Here is a 19,329-nt window from a genome sequence, read left to right on the forward strand (position 1 = left end):
TATAAATACGGCTATCTCGAAGACCTGCGGCTGATATTCCTCGTCCGGCAGGAATGGATCGGCAAGTCCAGGAACGTCTACCTGTTTGCCAACAGCGAGCCGATATTTGAGAGAATGTTCAAGGAGACGGAGGGACTGAGCGGTCATCTCGACCCCGAAGAGGGAGCCTACGGCGGCAACCACCGGAAAGATTTCGAGCAGGAACTCACTGACAAGTACCTCGCGGCCATCAAAGACGTAACGTTCACGAACGATGAGCTGCAAAAGTTTGTCACGAAGAGTGAGGACGGCAGTCCGGCCAATGGAATCCCCATGAGCGCCGAGTACCGCGATGTCGAGTTCGAACCGGGTAATACGGGCATTGCCAATATCAGCGTATTCAACAGCTATATTGTCCGTGCGGCGAACAAGATTACGATTACGTACACGAATAGACGACCTTTCCGTGACATCCTTGTTCAGAACTGGGGGCTTGAGAATGTGAGTAGGAAAGCGTATCTGCTGCCGCACATATCGGACAGCGAAACGAATAAATCGCTTTTCGCCAAGTATGATGGCAATTGGATAGCATGGTATGCCGAACACATCAAAAGCGAGGGGCATCTGGAGGAATTGGACTTCGAAGTGCCGGAGACGGACGAGGGTAGTCTTTTGGGTATGGGTCCATATTGGGACGTCAAGAAAAAGTGGAATAATGTTGATGTTGATGGGATGTCAATAGAATCCAACCGCTACATGCATTATTACGACGTGATCGAAACCGATGATTTGCCGGATGGTTATAGTATGAAAGGGATATACGGCCAATACCTGAAACGTCAATACCCACTCACTGCGCCAGCCAGCAAATACGAGGCGGAGGCAGTCTATTTTCTCGAAACGATGGGCAACCGCTCGCAGAATGGGATAACGAGCACCACCGGGCCTGTGTATCACATGCACTTCGGCACGCAATGGCAGCAATTTGCGACAACATCCGATGAACCGAATGGCAGCCTGAGTTCCGGAAATTATGCTCCACAGTACTTAGACCAGGTAAAGACACTGTTCCGAAACACCCATGTACATGTGGACGTGGTATTCGGAGATGCCAGTTCCATTGAGATACATGCGGTAATAAATCCGTGGAAATCCAACACGGTTTTCTCGGGTGATTTTGTAGAAGAGGAGTAGGAAAACGAATGATTTATGCCCGTCTCGTCCGGGTACGGTGCGGGAAACGGGGTAACGATAAAAGAAAGACGATGATGCGAAAACGAAATATGTTCCGATATGTAGCGGTTTTGGGCAGTGCGGCGGTTCTGTGGGCCTCCGTATCCTGCTCGACGGACGACAGCGATGTCTACGACAAGGCCGGTAAAACCGATGATGCACCTGTCATGTTACGGGTGGTGTCACAGGTTTCGGGAGGCGACATACAGGTCAATACGCGTGCGGAGGGTGGTGATAAATACCTGCTGGACGAAAGGTTGTGGCGGTTCATATCCAACGACGCCTTCAAAGATGACACGACACGTATAAGGATCCGTGTGGTTCCCGGAACGGCCGACGCATGGAATTTCGGAGACAACTATTACGAATATATCTACTCCAAAGCGCTGGAAGACAGTACGAGGGCGATAAATCCAGACACAATTTATAATTTCAAACCATGGACGAACAATAAGGGAGATTATAAAGGGCAAATCGGTCCGGGTATGACCTGGTCGCAGCTGACAGCGAATGCGGTGAACAACTCCACGAACGTATATGCCGCCCTTTATGCCAAGACATACAGCCGCGATAGTGCGAGAGTCATATCGCCGGTGCAGATCACGGCCAACAACATCATCGGGAACGATGTCCTGCTGGCCTATCACTCAGTCGGCATTAGTGAGTTTACGGCTCAGTATTTCACGTTGCAGTTATACCATGTCTATTCGATGCTCGCGGTCGAGGTGCATGTCCCCATTTACGATCCCTCCGACGGTTTGGGTTTTAGGGAGACGCCGACGGGGAACGACAACCGGGACACCCTGCGCATCGACAGAAGCGGAGTTCCCGACCATGTGCTGACAGCAGACTCGCCGATCCAAAAGCTGGAGGTAATAAACCAGCGGCTGACTGTTTCTTTCGAAGAGGGGCAGGCGGATGACTATCCGAGCGCTAACGTCGTTAACGGCAGTGGTGATGAAGCGGAACTGCAAAACGTCGAGATGTGTCTTATGGCAGTCGCTCCGCCGGAGGATGATTCGGCATACACAGACAAAGGATTCAAGATGCAGAAATACCTGTATGCCTGCATCTTGCCTGCTTCCGACGCCACTGCGACAGCTTCCAGCACGACCCTCAGGCTGACGATAAAGAATGCGGTGAGCGGAGTGGAAGAGAGGTACACGTGCAGCACGTTCTCCCCCGTAGAAGGCACAGGCACAGGCGGCGGCACCGATCAGTCGTTTACGTTGAGACAAGGCTGGATTACCTTGGCGTGCCTGAAATTGGATCGCAGAACGAACGAACTGGTATTGGTCAAAGGGAAGGTGCTGCCTTGGGGTACGGCGAGTGCCGAACTGGGGCTTGTGGAAAATGGCCCCGGAGACGACAATTCAAGACCGGACGCTCCAAGAGTAACGGAATAGCCGAAGGCCCGGTACAAAGCGGACGGGACAATGCGTTGAAACAGTTGAAAAAGGAAAACGGAACTAACGAAAAGAACTAAAAACGAACATAAAAAGATGAAAAGATTGCGGGAAATATTACGCGATACATGCCGATACCTTATCTGTGTATCGTGCATCTTGGGAGCGGCGGTCAGTTCCTGCACCGATTCGGATGCCGGAATGACGGTTATGCCCGGCGAGGACAACGGTATGCCGATGCTGCTTTCGGTGTCGGTGGCCCGCAGCACCGCGAGCGGAATCCAGACTAGGGCGATAGACCCCGTTGATAATTCCGAAATCATCGAGAACGGATGGTTTTCCCTTGTTTATCCGACAGGTGAGAACATCAATTCCGTCGGGGTGTGCCCGTTCAAAGACGGCACCGGCCAGATAGCATACAAATACACCGGCGATGCCAATAGCTTTCAGATTGATACACTTCGAAAGTCGCTGCGTGCCAGCGATCTCGCCGGGAAGGGTGTCAGCACATTCCGTTTTATCATGGACAATGTCATCGCCTACGAGGGCGACGGCAACATCACGAACGAACAGAACTCCAATACCGGACATATTACCTTCTCCGATGCCTTGAAGAAGCGTTTCTCCGCACGGTTGGAACAACATAAAGAGAGCGTGTTTCCCGCCAGCAAAGAAGAAAGTGATGCAAGTTTGGACAACGATTTAGTGTGGGGCTATGCCTATACAGATAAGGATGAGACCGAAATACCCATCAGTACAAGTCTGCCATCGCTGGAGTTCCGGCTGACGCACCGCATGTCCCGCCTTTCGGTGGTGATTCTCGATGTCGTCCCGGAGAGTACGAAAGATACAGATCATCAGACCTTCAAAAATAATGCGGGGAATCTCGACATTTGGATTACAAATATCGTATCGGCTCCCGAATCGTTCGACCGTGTCACGGGTACCGTGAACATTCCGAGCACCGACCCTGTCTATCAGTCCTACTACCTTTGGGATCACAAAGACCCTGAGATGGGGCTCATTACAGAAAAGGGAATAGACGAGACTCTCTCAACGGAGGAAACCGCTGCGACCAACGAAGGCCTTGAAGCAGGTTCTGACCAGCGGAAGGACATTCTATGCTACCGTTCGAAAAACCTGATTCTGCCACCCGACGAGCACGTCGCACAGCGCACCGGAGAGGCCCGTCCGGTTTTGTGCGTCTCCTATAATGGCACGGTCTATTCGGGTGTGCTGCCGAATTCCATGACGGTGGTTACGAAGGATGAGAAGGGGGAAATCGTGCAGACGAGCCAAAGTCTGGCGTTTAGCGCCGGTATGCATCTGTTGCTGCGCGTGCAGTTGATTATAACGAATGAAAACCCCGTCATCCGTTTCGAACCCGTGCAGCTGGTCGACTGGTACGAGTACGGCACTTATACGGTCAAAGGTCAGGAGGCGGGCATTACGTCGCAGGCGGATTTCAGAGAACTGATAAGGCTGTACAACAGTCTGGATACAGATAGCGAGGCGGATAAATACAAAAGCATGCTCAAAATTTACCGCAAGTATGCCGGGCCTTACAACAAGAATGAGTGGACTACTGACGTTCCCGTGTGGGACAAAGACCATCCCTGGTGCATTCCGATTTACTGCAACCTTAGCACCCTCACCGACAGTTTGAACGAAGGAGAGTTATTCTCCAAAGCCTTGTTCGATGCCAGCTATCCCTTTACGATAGAGAGCCACGGCTGGCGCATCGACCGTTACTGCTACGAATTTAGTGATGAGGGCAAATATTGGTACCGGTATCTGTATGATACAGATAACAAAAACCCCTATACCACAGCAGGAGATACACTCGTAGTACAGACGTTCTCGACAGAAACAGATAAAAGAAAGTTGCCTACAGTATTGCAGGAAAGCAAGGAATTCTTGGCGTTCCCGACAGATAAACTTCCCGCGGACACTGATGTTCCTGTTACCACGCCGCTGTTGCAACAAACGACGCCATAACGATAATGATAAAAAAGGATACACGGAATATATGAAAACTATGTTGAAATTTCAGATGTTAGCGGCAGTGTGTTGTGCACTGGCCGTGGGGGCAGTCTCCTGCTCCGAAGAAACGCAGATAACAGATGAACCGGGTACACCGGATTCCGAGTACAAGTCCGAACCCAAGACGGTATGCATCTATGGAGAAATCGACCCGATTGCGGTGCTTGGTACGTCGGGCAGCACCGCGCAAACCCGCGCCGAAACCAACTACGAATTGTACGCGAACCCCAAGTATCATTTTGTAAATGGCGACACGGTGGGGTTTTACTCGCAGGGAGGCGACATTGCAAACCCGAATGAAGACGGAACCACCGGCCCTTTCCACAACATACCGATGGCCTACAGCCGCAACACCGGCACCACTTCTTCCTTCGTCTCCGCGCCGGAGGCAATGGATGCCGATGTCGGCAACTTCGGCTTCAAGTTCATTTACTGGCCCTATACGAAGGACATGGCGAATCCGGGAATGGAAGTACGCGACGGGAATGGTTACACGAAAGACGTGCTTTTCGCAATGCGTACAGCTGAGAAAGATTTGAAATTCAATTTCAAACATGCGTACACGATGTTCTCCATTACACGCGGGGAAGGTTTCGAAAACCCCAAATTCGTGGCGGAGAATTTCACGGAGGAGGCGAAAAAAGCATACGATTATGCGACGAACCACTACAATTTACCGTATATGCAAGGGGAGAATGCCAAGTACTATATGCAGGTCAAGTTGAACTACGAGATACAATACATGAGTTTCCCGGAGGATGAGAAGATCAATGGTGATCCGAACTCCTCTTATTATGGATTGACTCCATTAAAATTTTATGCCGATAATACGGAGAAAAACTGGTCTATCTTCGACGGATTCACATCCAACGGTGAATCGACGGAGATCGAAGGCAAACGCTACCCGTGCTATACGGTGCTGGTTCCGGCCACTTACTCCGAATTTTTCAGGCACTACGGTTCGAGTGAGACGTATTATTACAAACGTTTGGAGATCGCATCCATATCGCTTTTCGATAACGAAGGCAAATGGGTTACGATCAGCGACATCAACTTGCCTAAGTATGACAACCCGGCAAACTTTGTCGGAAAGCTGATAAGAGGAGGCTATAGGTATCCCTTGACCGTCGCCTATACCGGTCTGAAGCCTTCGATATTCCCCGCAACCGTAGAAAAGTGGACCGAGGAGGCATGGACAGAACAGCGTCCCGCAGGTGTCAATCAGGATAATTTCAAAGATTTCGTCAATGCCTACAATAGGTGGAATACTGAGTCTGGACTTAGGCCGATTAATAATGACACGAAATTACAGCAGATAAAAGAGGAGATGGGCACATACGCCAACATCAAGGAAATAAGGGAAAATGGAAGCGAAGTATTAAAAGGTGTGGAATTGACTATTTTCCTTTCGGAGGACATCGACGCATCGCAGTACACCAGCAACTTTTCGAAAACCAGCCATTATATCCAAACGTTGTGGAGTACAGATGTATTCAACGGCGGCGGCCATACGATTTCGGACTGTCACCTGACAAACGAAAGCGGATCCGGCTTTATCGGCCGACTGGATGGCAGACTTACGCAGTTGAACCTTTCGGGATTCACCATTAACAGCACGACAACGAATAATGCTACGGGTGTATTCTGCCAGACGCTCGGTACGAGCGGCACAGTGGAGAACTGCCGGGCCGAGGGTGTCTCGATCAGTACCGGCGGCCCTGTCGGGGCCGTTGCAGGAATCCGAAAAGACGATAGCACCGTCAAGGGCTGTACAGTGCGAGGTTATTTAGAGGGGACGGGATGCGACCTAAAGAACGGTTCGGGCGAAGTTTTTTCGGGAGGAACCGGCGATGCCAACAATAATTTCACCGGTGTGTACTTCCAGTCCATAAGTAATTAAGGAGCGCCGCACCGAAGAAAAAGACCGTAGGCAGTCGGTCGAGCAAGTTGCCTACGGTGGGAAACGAACAAAAGAAATTAAACGAACGATGATGAAAGATCTTTTTGAAAACAATAGCAGCAGATACACGGCCTTCCAAAGCCGTTTCGGAGGGGCCGGCAGTTGGATGCGGAGGTTTTTCCGCATAAGAGTTGCGGCAGCGGCAGTCGTCGCCATGTTTGCAGCGGGGTGCGAGGATGAACTTGTAAATTCCGTCGCCCCTGAGAGTGACCCCCGGGCGATCGTCTTCGAGTTCGATGCCCCGGATTTCGCTTACGCGACGGCCGACGGGATGCCTGCCACGCGCACGATTCCGTCCATGACGGCGTTCCCCGACGGGGCTATCATCCACGTCATCGGCACTTTCACCCACGAAGGCGGCACAACGACATCCGCCTATGGTACCTACGCTTTCAACAAGTCGGCTTATCGCTGGGTTGCGCAGGGGCAGACGCTGCTATGGCCTGAACATGCCACAACAGCCGATTTCGAGGCGTTCTACCTTCCGGACTCGCTCGGCACCGGTAAGGTTGCGCAAATCGACATCGTAGGTGAAAGAAGCTCCTCGGGTGTTTTCGCCTTGGCACCGCCTTACATCAGCGCGAATGATAGCATCGTCCACACCGACCCGCTGCGAGCTGAAAAGAAAGACGTTAATTACGGTGCAGCTGTCCAGATGCGCTTCTATCATGTCTGCTCGCGGCTAATTCTCACCGACGTCGGCGATATGGAGACCGACGAGTGCTGGTTAGAATACACAACCGGCTCCGAAAAAACGGACCCGCTGACGAACGGCTACCAGTTCGTCATCAAAAAAAACGAGGCAGGAGAATATAACGGAGCGATAGAGTTCGTCCAGTATGATAAGATGAAGTCGGAGAGCGGCATCCATTACGTCCGGGCACGGATGGAGAAGGACGAGTTGACGCTTGCTGACAAGACGACCACCCCGGTCAACGCACTGTGCTTCTACCTTGCGCCGGGGCAATACAAGGGCTGTCGGGTGTTATACCGGGACGAGAAACCCTTCCTGACGCTGGGGGTGAACGAACTGGAGGATCCTGGCTTGAAGGGCGGTACATCCTACACGCTCGACATCCGCACGGCCCAAGGCGTGGTGAACGACGAATGGGTCGACCCGGAAAAAGAATGGGAAGGTGAGGAGAAAGTAGCGAAACCGTTAGATTTACTCGAATTCATGGAGGCGCTCAGAAAAGGGGAGGATTACGTTGCTCAAGCTGAAATCGACGGCAAAGTGGAAAACAATGTCCAACTGCTCACTGCGATGGGAAACAACACGGTGCGGGTCAACTACGATATCGATTTCGCTAATAGGAACATGTACACGGTTTATAAGGAGAATGGCAGACACTTCGGCAAACAAGGAGATGATCCGGGTTGTGTTGTGGGAGTCAATGTAACCATCGACGGAAACCACAAGCGATTCATCCACATGGCTTCGCCGCTTTTCGACGAATCATACGGTATCATACGTGATCTTCAGATTAAAAATGCCAATATAAGTATTCCTGACGAGGATATACTATACGACGAAGGAAGTGTACACAGTTGCCGTAACGTAGGGGCACTGGCGACTTATTTGAGGGGCGGTCTCGTGGAGAACGTGCTGCTCGATTCCGTAAAAGTCACGATGGAACTCCCCCAGCTGTATGCTAAACATGGTGATGATAGGCATACGCACGGAACTGCCGAGCCGTCGGCCGGGGCTTTGTTCGGGGAAGTATGGGGCGGCACCGCGCAAAACATCAGCGTCCAAAGGTATATAGAAGTCGATGTGAAGCAAAAGACGGGCGTCGATAAGGCGCTGGGGGCACAGAACACTGCTTTTGTCGGTGGTTTAATTGGTCGACAGGTGTCTGGTTTCAGTTCCGGGATTTCCGCCATTGGATCGGGGACGACCATCACGGTAACAGTGAACCTCAAATCGGAGAGAAACGGCTGGATCGAGGTGGGAGGCGTTGTCGGATTCACTTCATCCAATATCTCCGATGTGCAGCTGATGAACTGCGAAACGAAGGTTGACGCAACGAACAGTCAATGTGGTGAAATCTATGTAGGAGGGATTGTCGGACACGCGAAATTTACTAACGCGACCGCCCGTCAGTTGGTGCAGGATGCTTATGTGAGAGGCACTGTAAAGGGAGGTACGGCGACGACGGCTCCAACCGTGGATAGCGATGGAACCGAGAGTACCAGCGAATATACCATCGGCCATTCGGCGACGGGCGGCATAGCGGGCTGTCTGACCTCTTTCAGTATGTTGAACTGCCGTTTCAGCGGCAGTGTTGACGCGGGAAAACGCCTCGCCGACCAGAAGGATTGCGTGCTGATAAGTACGGGCGGTGGCATCGGGCGAATATGGGATGCCAAAGCCGGGACGGCGAACGAGAACGGAGTGTGCCACGTCTTCGAATGCACGGTGCGGGCAACGGTCACTGCGCCGAATGGTGGGAATGTGAAGAACCTGACGGGATCGTTCATCGGACATCAGAATATCGGTGCCGAGGAATATCGGCTCGACCCTTACTATGGCGCGGGCCCCGCCGACAACTGCTATGCCTGCCCGCCGACGACGGATGAGGTCGAGGTGCCGAACTATAGATTGAGTGTCCCTGCGACTGGTGCCCAAGTTTCGTATGATACTATGCCGGCGAACGTGACGTATGGGAACAAAAACACGGTGACCAACGGAAACCTGAAGTTCTGCGGTGCGCTTTACGAAGATGATTCGCGGACCATGACAATAATGTAGTGTAAGGAGAAAGGTCGCGATATGAAAAAGAATAGAGATATGAAAAAGAACAGAAAGATACGGAGATGCCTGCTCCCTGCCGTCTTTGCGGCGATGGCTGCGTGGACGGCCGGCTGCGTGGACGATCCCATAGAAATAGCTCCCGCCAACAGGTTGGGGAGCGACGGAACGGTCGTAGTCAATGCCATGCTGGGCGATATGAAGACCACCGTGCCGACACGCGCTTCGGGAAAAGCCAAAGGATTCGAGGATTTCGACGTGTTCAGCAATACCTATGAATATGATGCACCCCGGATACCGATCCTGATCCGACAGTGGAGGAAGAAGAGTGGGAGCAGCACGTGGGAATCTCCCGTCGATGCGCTGTACACCGATAAAAGTATGGTTGCCGGAAGTCTGGCTTCCTATCCCGTCGACACTTTCAACACGTATTTCGGCAATCCTGGGCTGAAGGCCAACGTGCCCGACGAAATCACCTATAAACCGTTCAATTGGGAAAGCCTGCCTGCACCGCTTACATGGGGCGACGCGGAGGACAAGAGTTGTTTTTCGGCATGGACGCCCATCATTCGGACTTATTACATAGATACAAATGAGGAAAGTAAACCGAGGGAACATGTGGAAGATTGGGTCTATATGGATTCCCAGGGTCCTGACGAAAACGGAAGGGAGTACGGCACGGTCAAGTTCTTCCGCTGGACACTCGACGGAAGTGGCAGCACCCGATTGAGGGATACGCTCTACGTCGGATGGACAGGCAATAATTCAGCTTCGTTGAAGAATTTCATCGGCATATCGGGACAGGTTATCGACGAAGCGGCAGACACGGATGTCCGCCATACGCACGTCCCCGCCTACATGATTGGCAATACGGGAGGAGCCGAAAAAAATCCCCCGCTTACGTACAAAACGAACGGCGCAAGCGTGTCGATGCGTTTCCAGCATCTGGTCAGCTATATCAACATCGCGGCGATTAGCGTTACGAGGAGCGACGGCGATGTAGTTTCCCTCAACTCCCATTATGCAGCGGTTGTATATTTCCCCAACCTGCCGAGGTATGCCCGCTTCACGACCGGCGACCCGACTAAAGGCGAAGCTCCGCATTTGCTGCTAACCGATGAGGAAAAGAGTAGCGACCCGCACAAGGAAACATTTAGAAAATATCTCCATGATACCATTCTTACCCGTAAGGTGCATCCCAGGAACGGGACAGAACCGATTACTGGGTGGTTCCCCGACGAATACACCTCCATTGTCGAGCGCACGGGTCTTGCAACTTATTGCAGAACGACCATGTATGTCTCTCCGTTCGATTTGAGCAAGCCAGATCTGGGCGAGTTCGTGGTGTATGTGGTGCCCAAAGACTCAACCTTGGCAGACAAATATCATAGCGATGGAAGACAGTACTACGAGTATGAAGACTACAGTTGTTATAAGTGGGATGCCGACCCGGATTTGGTGGGGACAACAATCAGTGATGCTAATGATTTGAAGCACAACCGTACCTATGCGATTGATGGGCGCTATTACGGGAACCTTTCCTCAATCGCCGGAACTATCAGTAGCAAGAAACAGACTTTGCCCGGCTACGAGGCATCATCCCCGTGGCTGACGTGGTTGGAGGCAGGGGAAGGCTTGTACCTGAGCTTGCAACTCGCCGACGGCAAGGTAACGGGTATTACGGTATCGATTCAAGGATGGGACGACGCCAGCGGTGGGCAAACGGAGACCCATTCGCGGCCGGGCATCTTCTCGGCGAACGATTTAAATGACCTTTACGATAGCTATTGGAGAAATGAGAGTGATGCGAATCCCCATGTCCCCGACGGAATGGCAAATGAGAAGAAAGAAATCTATCTCTATGACGACCTCGATTACACTGCTCATTCTCAATTCGAAGTGAAGATGAGAAGCGACGGATATAAGCTCTACGGACAAGGACATATCATCAAATTGACAGATAAATGCACAGATTTTCATGAGTGAAGCGACAATAAAAACGATGGCAATATCTTCGACCTCTTCATCGAAGCCCCGAATGGTAGCAAAGATAGTGATAAAAAAGAGACAACTGGCAAATTCACGATATTCTGGTATGATTTAGACGGGCTTCTGCAAACATTCCATTCTTGGGAGGAAGCGATTCTTGCCCGCAATGAGCAGTTGGCAACGAAAGGAGAAGGCTGATACAGCAATAGAGCGATGCGCAAGTTAAAGACGTGGCTCGCGGCGTATGCGGGGTGTGCGCTGATGGCGGCAGGTGCGCCGGTTGTGCCTGTGGGTGCATCAGGTGGGGGTGCGGTTTCCGCGCCCTTTGCTTCGTTGGCTCCTGCCGACACGGTCTCCCCATCGTGCGAACTGCTGTTGCCCGCCGTCCCGGCAACGCTGCGCACCCCACCGGCACGTGCCGCCTACATCATCAAGCATTTTTGGGACGCGATGGACTTCGCCGACACCCTGCGTTCCCGCAACCGCAACTTTATGGAGCAGAACTTCGTGAACTGCCTCTCTCTGTTTCCGATTGCCGACACGACGGCGCTGGCTCCCGCCGTCGCGACACTTGTCGGCCGTGCGCAAAGCGATGCCGTCGCCTTGTCACTGCTGGCGGAAACTGCCGAGAAGTATCTCTACGAGCAGGACTCGCCCCTTTTCAACGAGGAGTACTACCTCCTTTTCGCCGATGCCCTCGTTGCCGCACCGCTGCCCCACTCCAAACGCCTGCGCATCGAGGCACAGCGCACGGCGATGCGCAAGAACCGCGTGGGCACGCCGGCGGCGGATTTCTCCTTCGAGACCCGTGACGGGCAGCGTCTGCGCCTGTCGAAGGCAGCACAGGGCCGGCCGATGCTGCTGCTCTTCTACGACCCCGACTGCGACCACTGCATGCAGACCATCGCCGAGCTGTCCGGCTCGCCGTTGCTGAACGGTGCCGTTGCGCGGGGCGACCTTGTCGTCGTGGCAGTCTATGCAGGCTTCGACGGCAGCGACCGTGCGGCATGGCTCCGCACCCTCGACCGCCTGCCCTCCGTCTGGACGGTAGGCTTTGACAACGGTACAATCTACACGCGCGACCTCTACGTGCTGCGCAACCTTCCGGCACTCTACCTCCTGGATGCCTCGCGGCGCGTTGTTCTTAAAGACACTACGCCTGCCCGCCTCTTTGAATACCTTTCTAAATGAGGCGCGGTATCGCCTGTTTCTTACTCCTTAAGGAAGTGCTTCCTTACCTCTTAACGAAGTGCTTCCTTGCACCCTGACGAAGTGCTTCCTTGCACCCTGACAAAGTGCATCCTTAACCCTTCATAAAGTGCATCCTTGCCTCGTAATTGGAAAGAATTAAACGAACACTTTCCGAAATGAGGAACGGTATCATCTGTTTCTTCGCCCTAATATGCAAAAAGAGGGCAGAGAAGGGGTCAGTCAGAGTTCCAATGATCCGTGAAAACACGTAAAAAGGCATAAAAAAACGAGTCAGTTCTCACGAACAACTCGCTTCGGCGTAAGAAAAGCCCTAAGGCTTTTCTTTTGTTTTTACATCATTTTGTTATCCAAAAAATCAATCTTAAAAATTTTACATCATAAAAATCTAATAGCCATGAAAACTCTCACTAAATAGCTTATGAAAAATTTTCTTTTATATTTAACTAATTTACCTATGAAAACTGCGGTTTCACAACCACGATACAAAAGTAGGTTTTCTTCTTTATTCAACAATACGTCAGGCATAAAAAGATATCGGTCTATAACATCTTTTTTATGTTCAATAGGCTTGTTTACAATATTAATCAAAAAACAAACCACCGAAGCACTCGAAAGCGCTCCGATGGTTGTCCCCTTAAAAAACACCTTTAAACAAAATGAATATCGCATTTTCCCTTTCAGACTTGCAGCTGGTTTCCTTAAACCCACTGCCCCCTACACGGGATTGATACGTCAAAAATTTACTTTCTTGCTTCGGCAATGTAGCCCAAAGCCTCCTTGCACTTCTCGGTGACATAGGCCCAGTCTTCAGCAGCCACCTTGTCTTTCGGGAAGAGCTTGGAGCCCATACCTACACAGAATACACCGGCCTTGACCCAAGAGGTCAGGTTTTCTTGAGTGGGCTCTACACCACCGGTCACCATCAGTTTAGACCAGGGCATCGGAGCCAGCAGACCTTTCACAAGCTTCGGGCCGAGTACATCGCCCGGGAACACTTTGCAGAGGTCGCAACCTGCTTCCTGTGCGAAACCCACTTCAGATACGCTGCCGCACCCCGGAGTATAGGCTACCAGGCGACGGTTACAGATTTTTGCTATTTCGGGGTTGAACAACGGACCTACAACAAAATTGGCACCCAGCTGAAGATAAAGAGCTGCTGTAGCAGGATCAACGATGGAGCCTACACCCATGGCCATTTCAGGACATTCCTTGACTGCGAACTTCACAACTTCGGCGAACACTTCGTGAGCGAAGTCGCCTCGGTTTGTAAATTCGAAAGCGCGGACACCGCCGTCATAACATGCCTTTACCACTTTCTTTGCTACTTCTGCATCCTTATGATAGAATACGGGTACCATGCCGGTCGAACCGATTTTGTTCAATACGGCTATCTTATCAAATTTTGCCATTATCTTCTTTATTTTAGTTTACGGTAAATGATTTATGAAGAAAACTTATCTCTGTACGCGTCCGCTGGCATCACCACCTGCCAGCGCTTCTACTTCTTCTGCAGAAACGAGGTTGAAGTCGCCGTTGATTGTGTGCTTCAAAGCAGAAGCAGCTACAGCAAATTCGAGGGCTGCACCCTGATTGGGCTTCGTCAGCAAGCCGTGAATAATACCGCCGGAGAAGGAGTCGCCACCACCTACACGATCGATGATCGGATTGATGTCATAGCGCTTTGACTCATAAAATTCTTCACCATTGTAAATCATAGCCTTCCAGCCGTTGTGCGTAGCCGAGAAGGATTCACGCAGCGTAGAGATAACATACTTAAAACCGAATTCCTTGGCCATAGCCTTGAAGATGCCTTTGTAGCCTTCGGCATCGGTCTTTCCACCCTCAACATCCGCATCAGGTTTGAAGCCCAGACAGAGTTCGGCATCTTCCTCGTTGCCGATACATACGTCTACATACTTCATCAGTGGCTTCATGATAGACTGAGCTTTTTCCTTTGTCCAAAGTTTCTTGCGGAAGTTCAGATCGACAGAAACAGTCACACCGTGACGCTTGGCCGCTTCGCAAGCCAGACGAGTCAGTTCGGCAGCCTTGTCGGAAATAGCCGGCGTGATGCCCGACCAGTGGAACCAGTCAGCACCTTCCATGATAGTATCGAAATCGAAATCTGAAGGATTGGCTTCGGCTATGGCAGAATGGGCGCGGTCGTAAATCACCTTACTGGGACGCATGGATGCACCGGTCTCCAGATAGTAGATACCCACACGGTCGCCACCACGGGCAATGAAGTCTGTCTTCACACCATACTTGCGCAGTGCGTTGACAGCCGACTGGCCGATTTCGTGCTTCGGCAATTTGGTTACGAAATAGGCATCGTGTCCATAATTGGCGCAACTTACAGCTACGTTGGCTTCGCCACCACCGTAAACAACATCAAAAGAGTCAGACTGTACAAAACGAGTATTGCCCGGAGTAGACAACCTCAACATAATCTCACCGAGGGTTACGACTTTCTTTCCCATAATCTTTTTATCTTTTAAGAAGTAATGAATAATAGTTTTCTTTCAATTTATAACTTTCACGTTACAAACACGGATAATTGCCTGAAAATATGCAAGTAAGGTCTAACATTGTCCGTATCTCACAACTTCCGTGTGCGGGCACAAAGATACAACATTTTTCGGAATACAAAAAATATTATATATTTGTGTCGAAAATATTAAGATTATTATTGTGTACGTACACAAAGACAACAAGCAAGGTTCGTCAGACAAATAATTATGGTAAAAGACAACTGAACAGATGGGTAGAATCAGAATCAAAGATATAGCACAGATGGCCGACGTATCGGTGGGTACGGTGGACCGTGTCTTGCATGGTCGCAACGGTGTGTCCGAATCCAGCCGCAAACGCGTGGAGGAAATACTGAAACAACTGGACTACCAGCCCAACATGTATGCCAGCGCACTGGCCACAAACAAAAACTACACTTACGCTTGCCTGCTGCCTCAACACGAAATCAGCGAATACTGGGCTGCTGTAGAAACCGGCATTCGGGAAGCGACAGCTACCTACTCGGACTTCAATATCCAAGCACGCCTGTCCCACTACGATCCATACGACTACCACTCCTTTGAACAAGCGTCCCAGCAGATTGTCGGCATGCAACCCGACGGCGTGCTTTTTGCTCCCACTACTCCCCAATACACCCAACCGTTTACTGACGCACTGAACCGCCTGAACATACCTTATATATACATAGACTCAAACATCCAGGAACAGCCGGCTCTTTCTTTCTTAGGGCAGAACTCACATCAAAGCGGACATTTCGCTGCCCGCATGCTAATGCTTCTGGCCGGAAAAAACGCACAGGAAATCGCCATCTTCCGCAAAATAAACGAAGGCATCGTAGGCTCCAACCAGCAGGAAAGACGCGAAATCGGTTTTCGGGAGTACATAAAGCAAAACTATCCGGCCTGCCACATCTGGGAGCTTAACCTTCATGCCAAACGCGACAGCGAAGATGCGCAGATGCTGGACGACTTCTTTGCCGCACATCCTATGCTGAAAAACGGCATCACATTCAACTCAAAGGCCTATATCATCGGTGAATACTTGCAGAAAAGACAGATGACAGACTTCAATCTCGTAGGCTACGACCTGTTGCAACGCAATGTCGAATGCCTGAAGCGGGGAAGCATCTTTTTCCTGATAGCCCAACAACCCACCTTGCAAGGCTTCAACGGCATCAAGTATCTCTGCGACTACCTGATCTTGAAAAAAGATGTGCCGCTCGTCAACTTCATGCCTATTGACCTGCTGACCAAAGAAAACATTGACTTCTACTACAACCGATAATGAACTAACTAATTTAAAAATACATTATGAATACAAAGTACCTGAAAATCAATCCGGCCGACAACGTTGCGGTAGCCATCCTGCCTCTGAAGGCCGGCGAAACAATCACGGTAGACGGACAGGACATCACGCTGAACGAAGATATTCCTGCCGGACACAAATTTGCATTGAAAGATTTGGCTGAAGGCGAAAATGTCATCAAATACGGGTATCCCATCGGACATGCACGTGAAGCCCGGAAACAGGGTGACTGGATGAACGAGCACAATATCAAGACAAACTTGGCCGGCTTACTGGATTATACCTACAATCCGGTGGATGCCAGCTTGGACATTGCAGACCGAAAACTGACTTTCAAAGGCTACCGCCGCAAAAATGGTGATGTGGGCGTCCGTAACGAAGTATGGATCATCCCCACCGTGGGCTGCGTGAACGGCATTGCCAATCAGTTGGCCGAAAGTTTGCGCAAAGAGACCGGCTGTATCGGCGTGGATGCCATCATGGCCTATCCGCACAACTACGGCTGCTCACAACTGGGTGACGACCACGAGAATACCAAGAAAATCCTGCGTGACATGGTGCTCCATCCCAATGCTGGCGCTGTGCTCGTGGTCAGTCTGGGATGCGAAAACAACCAGCCCGACGTATTCCGCGAGTTTTTGGGTGATTACGACCACGACCGCGTGAAGTTCATGGTTACCCAGAAAGTGGACGATGAATTCGAGGAAGGCATGAAGCTGCTGCGCGAACTCTATGCCGAGGCTTCGCAGGATGTACGCGAAGACGTACCTTTGAGCGAACTGCGTGTCGGCCTGAAGTGCGGCGGTTCCGACGGTTTCTCGGGCATCACAGCTAATCCGTTACTCGGCATGTTCTCCGATTTTCTCGTGGCACAGGGCGGGACAACCGTGCTGACCGAAGTACCCGAAATGTTCGGCGCAGAAACCATTCTGATGAATCGTTGCCGCAATCGTGAACTCTTCAACCAAACCGTGAAGCTCATCAATGACTTCAAGGAATACTTTCTGAGCCATGGCGAACCCGTAGGCGAAAATCCATCACCGGGCAATAAGGCGGGCGGTATCTCCACCTTGGAGGATAAAGCCTTGGGCTGCACGCAGAAGTGCGGCAAAAGCTACGTCGAAGGTGTATTGTCCTACGGCGAACGCCTGAAAGTGAAGGGTCTCAACCTACTCTCTGCCCCAGGCAACGACCTCGTGGCTGCTACAGCTCTGGCTTCGTGCGGTTGCCACATGGTACTCTTCACCACCGGACGTGGAACCCCTTTCGGCACCTATGTGCCCACCATGAAGATTTCGACCAACTCCAACCTGGCCATTCATAAGCCGGGCTGGATCGACTTCAACGCTGGTGTCATTTTGGAAAACGAACCAATGGAACAGACTTGCGAACGCTTTATCGACTACATCATCCGTGTGGTCAGCGGCGAATTGGTAAACAACGAGAAGAAAGGCTACAAAGAAATAGCTATTTTCAAAAATGGCGTGACGCTTTAACGGATCGTATTCATTGGATAATGGATAATAAAACATCGTTATCCATTATCCTTTTTATCAATAACCCTCTTGTTACGTCGCAATGTCTGTAGCCCAGCGTTCCATACATTTTCTGTGCATTTGCTTGGCGGTCAAAAAGAAAATGCTTACCTTTGCGCCCACTATTACGAGTTAGTAGCATAATTCAAATCATTAAAAACTAATAAACATTTATGGCAACAAAAATCAGATTGCAAAGACATGGACGCAAGAACTACGCTTTCTACTCCATCGTAATTGCTGACGTAAGAGCACCACGTGATGGTAGATTTATTGAAAAAATCGGTACTTACAACCCGAACACGAATCCTGCCACAGTAGATTTGAACTTTGAACGCGCACTGAAATGGGTGATGAATGGCGCACAACCCACCGACACTGTCCGCAACATTCTTTCCCGTGAAGGTGTCTACATGAAGAAGCACCTGCTGGGCGGTGTAGCTAAAGGCGCATTTGGTGAAGCAGAAGCAGAAGCCAAGTTCGAAGCCTGGAAGAACAACAAGCAGAACGGACTGGCCGCACTGAAAGCTGAACAGGAAAAAGCCAAGAAGGCTGAAGCCAAAGCACGTCTCGATGCTGAAAAGAAAGTAAACGAAGCTAAAGCTAAAGTCGTAGCCGAGAAGAAAGCTGCCGAAGCTGCCGCCAAAGCTGCTGAAGAAGCTGCTAAGGTTTCCGAAGAAGCTGCTAAGGTTTCCGAAGAAGCACCCGAAGCTCCTACTACTGAAGCTGAAACTCCCGCAGCCGAATAAAAACATCAATGTAACCTATCGGCTGAATGAAATTAGCACATATTTTATCTGCCCGATAGGATGAAGCATTGTCTAAAATTTTGTGTAAATAGGAATAGGATTCAGTTATAAGTTCTCTTATATCTGGATCCTGTTTCCAAATAGATATGTTCAGAACTGAAAAAGCCAACTTATCCGTAATGGGGTAAGTTGGCTTTTTGTGTTTAGTTATAATTTCAAAAAACTATTCCCATACGTGAGTTCGGGATAAGAAATGTCGGCCTAATGGACATTTCGGGTGATACGTTTCCATCTTAATAGTGCCTACTCAGGTATTCATCAATAAGTTTCTTTCTGTTCTCTTTGCTTAATCCGCTGTGTACCCGTAGCTTTGTCTTGATATCCGCAAATATACCCTCCAGTTCATTGTTTGTATTTGGGAGTCCAATGTTTGGGTCTAATGGACATTTTGAGTGATAAAACCTTTGTAATGTATTGAATTTTACATCTTTGCAAAGGTTTTCATTGATATGGTAAAAAATGCTTTTTCTGTGGTTCCTCCAATGAAGGATGTAAATTAGGGACATTCAGTAAATGTCTTTAAAAATAAAAATGGCATAGAAGATGCTTTGTTCATATCATCTCATATGCCATT

General features: G+C 50.3%; 13 protein-coding genes. 10 read left to right on the top strand and 3 right to left on the bottom strand.

Going from position 1 to position 19,329, the window contains the following annotated elements; all coding sequences use genetic code 11:
• From Q0Z70_RS10415 to Q0Z70_RS10440, 6 genes are all read left to right on the top strand, one after another.
• Positions 1-1,173 (top strand): hypothetical protein (locus Q0Z70_RS10415; RefSeq protein WP_298074280.1); only part of this gene is annotated, 1,173 nt, incomplete at its 5' end.
• Between the two features lie 71 nt (positions 1,174-1,244).
• Positions 1,245-2,618: a hypothetical protein gene (locus tag Q0Z70_RS10420; RefSeq protein ID WP_298074282.1), complete on the top strand. Its 1,374-nt coding sequence runs from the start codon at positions 1,245-1,247 to the stop codon at positions 2,616-2,618.
• A gap of 96 nt (positions 2,619-2,714) precedes the next feature.
• A complete protein-coding gene (locus Q0Z70_RS10425) occupies positions 2,715-4,616 on the top strand; it encodes a hypothetical protein (protein WP_298074284.1) in 1,902 nt (633 codons plus the stop codon).
• Between the two features lie 31 nt (positions 4,617-4,647).
• Positions 4,648-6,561: a hypothetical protein gene (locus tag Q0Z70_RS10430; protein ID WP_298074286.1), complete on the top strand. Its 1,914-nt coding sequence runs from the start codon at positions 4,648-4,650 to the stop codon at positions 6,559-6,561.
• Between the two features lie 88 nt (positions 6,562-6,649).
• Complete coding sequence (locus Q0Z70_RS10435) at positions 6,650-9,373, top strand: hypothetical protein (protein WP_298074288.1); 2,724 nt, start codon at positions 6,650-6,652, stop codon at positions 9,371-9,373.
• Between the two features lie 39 nt (positions 9,374-9,412).
• On the top strand, positions 9,413-11,359 hold the full coding sequence (locus tag Q0Z70_RS10440; protein ID WP_298074290.1) for a hypothetical protein: 1,947 nt from the start codon (positions 9,413-9,415) through the stop codon (positions 11,357-11,359).
• Between the two features lie 300 nt (positions 11,360-11,659).
• Here Q0Z70_RS10440 and Q0Z70_RS10445 read toward each other — a convergent pair whose 3' ends face one another.
• Positions 11,660-11,800 carry a hypothetical protein gene (locus Q0Z70_RS10445; RefSeq protein ID WP_298074304.1) on the bottom strand — a complete coding sequence of 47 codons (141 nt, stop codon included), beginning with the start codon at positions 11,798-11,800 and terminating at the stop codon, positions 11,660-11,662.
• On the opposite strand from Q0Z70_RS10445, the gene Q0Z70_RS10450 reads away from it, so the two are divergent.
• Positions 11,738-12,553, top strand: coding sequence for a DUF5106 domain-containing protein (locus Q0Z70_RS10450; protein ID WP_298074302.1), 816 nt, complete (start codon positions 11,738-11,740; stop codon positions 12,551-12,553). The genes Q0Z70_RS10445 and Q0Z70_RS10450 overlap by 63 nt on opposite strands.
• A 761-nt stretch (positions 12,554-13,314) precedes the next feature.
• On the opposite strand, the gene Q0Z70_RS10455 is transcribed toward Q0Z70_RS10450, so the two are convergent.
• Positions 13,315-13,983, bottom strand: a complete 669-nt coding sequence (locus Q0Z70_RS10455; RefSeq protein WP_298074292.1) for a bifunctional 4-hydroxy-2-oxoglutarate aldolase/2-dehydro-3-deoxy-phosphogluconate aldolase — start codon at positions 13,981-13,983, stop codon at positions 13,315-13,317.
• Between the two features lie 45 nt (positions 13,984-14,028).
• Complete coding sequence (locus Q0Z70_RS10460; RefSeq protein WP_298074294.1) at positions 14,029-15,054, bottom strand: sugar kinase; 1,026 nt, start codon at positions 15,052-15,054, stop codon at positions 14,029-14,031.
• A gap of 280 nt (positions 15,055-15,334) precedes the next feature.
• Here Q0Z70_RS10460 and Q0Z70_RS10465 point away from each other — a divergent pair, with 280 nt between their 5' ends.
• The 3 genes from Q0Z70_RS10465 (at position 15,335) to Q0Z70_RS10475 (ending at position 18,695) form a co-directional block, all read left to right on the top strand.
• Entirely contained in the window at positions 15,335-16,390 is a 1,056-nt protein-coding gene (locus Q0Z70_RS10465; RefSeq protein WP_298074296.1) for a LacI family DNA-binding transcriptional regulator, read from the top strand.
• A 26-nt stretch (positions 16,391-16,416) separates the two neighbouring features.
• Complete coding sequence (locus Q0Z70_RS10470; RefSeq protein ID WP_298074298.1) at positions 16,417-17,907, top strand: UxaA family hydrolase; 1,491 nt, start codon at positions 16,417-16,419, stop codon at positions 17,905-17,907.
• Between the two features lie 212 nt (positions 17,908-18,119).
• Positions 18,120-18,695 (top strand): 30S ribosomal protein S16, encoded by a 576-nt coding sequence (locus Q0Z70_RS10475; RefSeq protein ID WP_298074300.1) that lies wholly within the window; start codon positions 18,120-18,122, stop codon positions 18,693-18,695.
• Positions 18,696-19,329 lie beyond the last annotated feature (634 nt).

The organism is uncultured Bacteroides sp. (assembly GCF_947632445.1).
Lineage (GTDB): Bacteria > Bacteroidota > Bacteroidia > Bacteroidales > Bacteroidaceae > Bacteroides.

Excerpts from the sequence above, each read along its gene's own strand:
- Q0Z70_RS10460 (WP_298074294.1), bottom strand. The coding sequence starts at position 15,054 with ATGGGAAAGAAAGTCGTAACCCTCGGTGAGATTATGTTGAGGTTGTCT.
- Q0Z70_RS10430 (WP_298074286.1), top strand. The coding sequence starts at position 4,648 with ATGAAAACTATGTTGAAATTTCAGATGTTAGCGGCAGTGTGTTGTGCA.
- Q0Z70_RS10445 (WP_298074304.1), bottom strand. The coding sequence starts at position 11,800 with ATGCTTGATGATGTAGGCGGCACGTGCCGGTGGGGTGCGCAGCGTTGC.
- Q0Z70_RS10420 (WP_298074282.1), top strand. The coding sequence starts at position 1,245 with ATGATGCGAAAACGAAATATGTTCCGATATGTAGCGGTTTTGGGCAGT.
- Q0Z70_RS10440 (WP_298074290.1), top strand. The coding sequence starts at position 9,413 with ATGAAAAAGAACAGAAAGATACGGAGATGCCTGCTCCCTGCCGTCTTT.
- Q0Z70_RS10470 (WP_298074298.1), top strand. The coding sequence starts at position 16,417 with ATGAATACAAAGTACCTGAAAATCAATCCGGCCGACAACGTTGCGGTA.
- Q0Z70_RS10435 (WP_298074288.1), top strand. The coding sequence starts at position 6,650 with ATGATGAAAGATCTTTTTGAAAACAATAGCAGCAGATACACGGCCTTC.
- Q0Z70_RS10465 (WP_298074296.1), top strand. The coding sequence starts at position 15,335 with ATGGGTAGAATCAGAATCAAAGATATAGCACAGATGGCCGACGTATCG.
- Q0Z70_RS10425 (WP_298074284.1), top strand. The coding sequence starts at position 2,715 with ATGAAAAGATTGCGGGAAATATTACGCGATACATGCCGATACCTTATC.
- Q0Z70_RS10475 (WP_298074300.1), top strand. The coding sequence starts at position 18,120 with ATGGCAACAAAAATCAGATTGCAAAGACATGGACGCAAGAACTACGCT.
- Q0Z70_RS10455 (WP_298074292.1), bottom strand. The coding sequence starts at position 13,983 with ATGGCAAAATTTGATAAGATAGCCGTATTGAACAAAATCGGTTCGACC.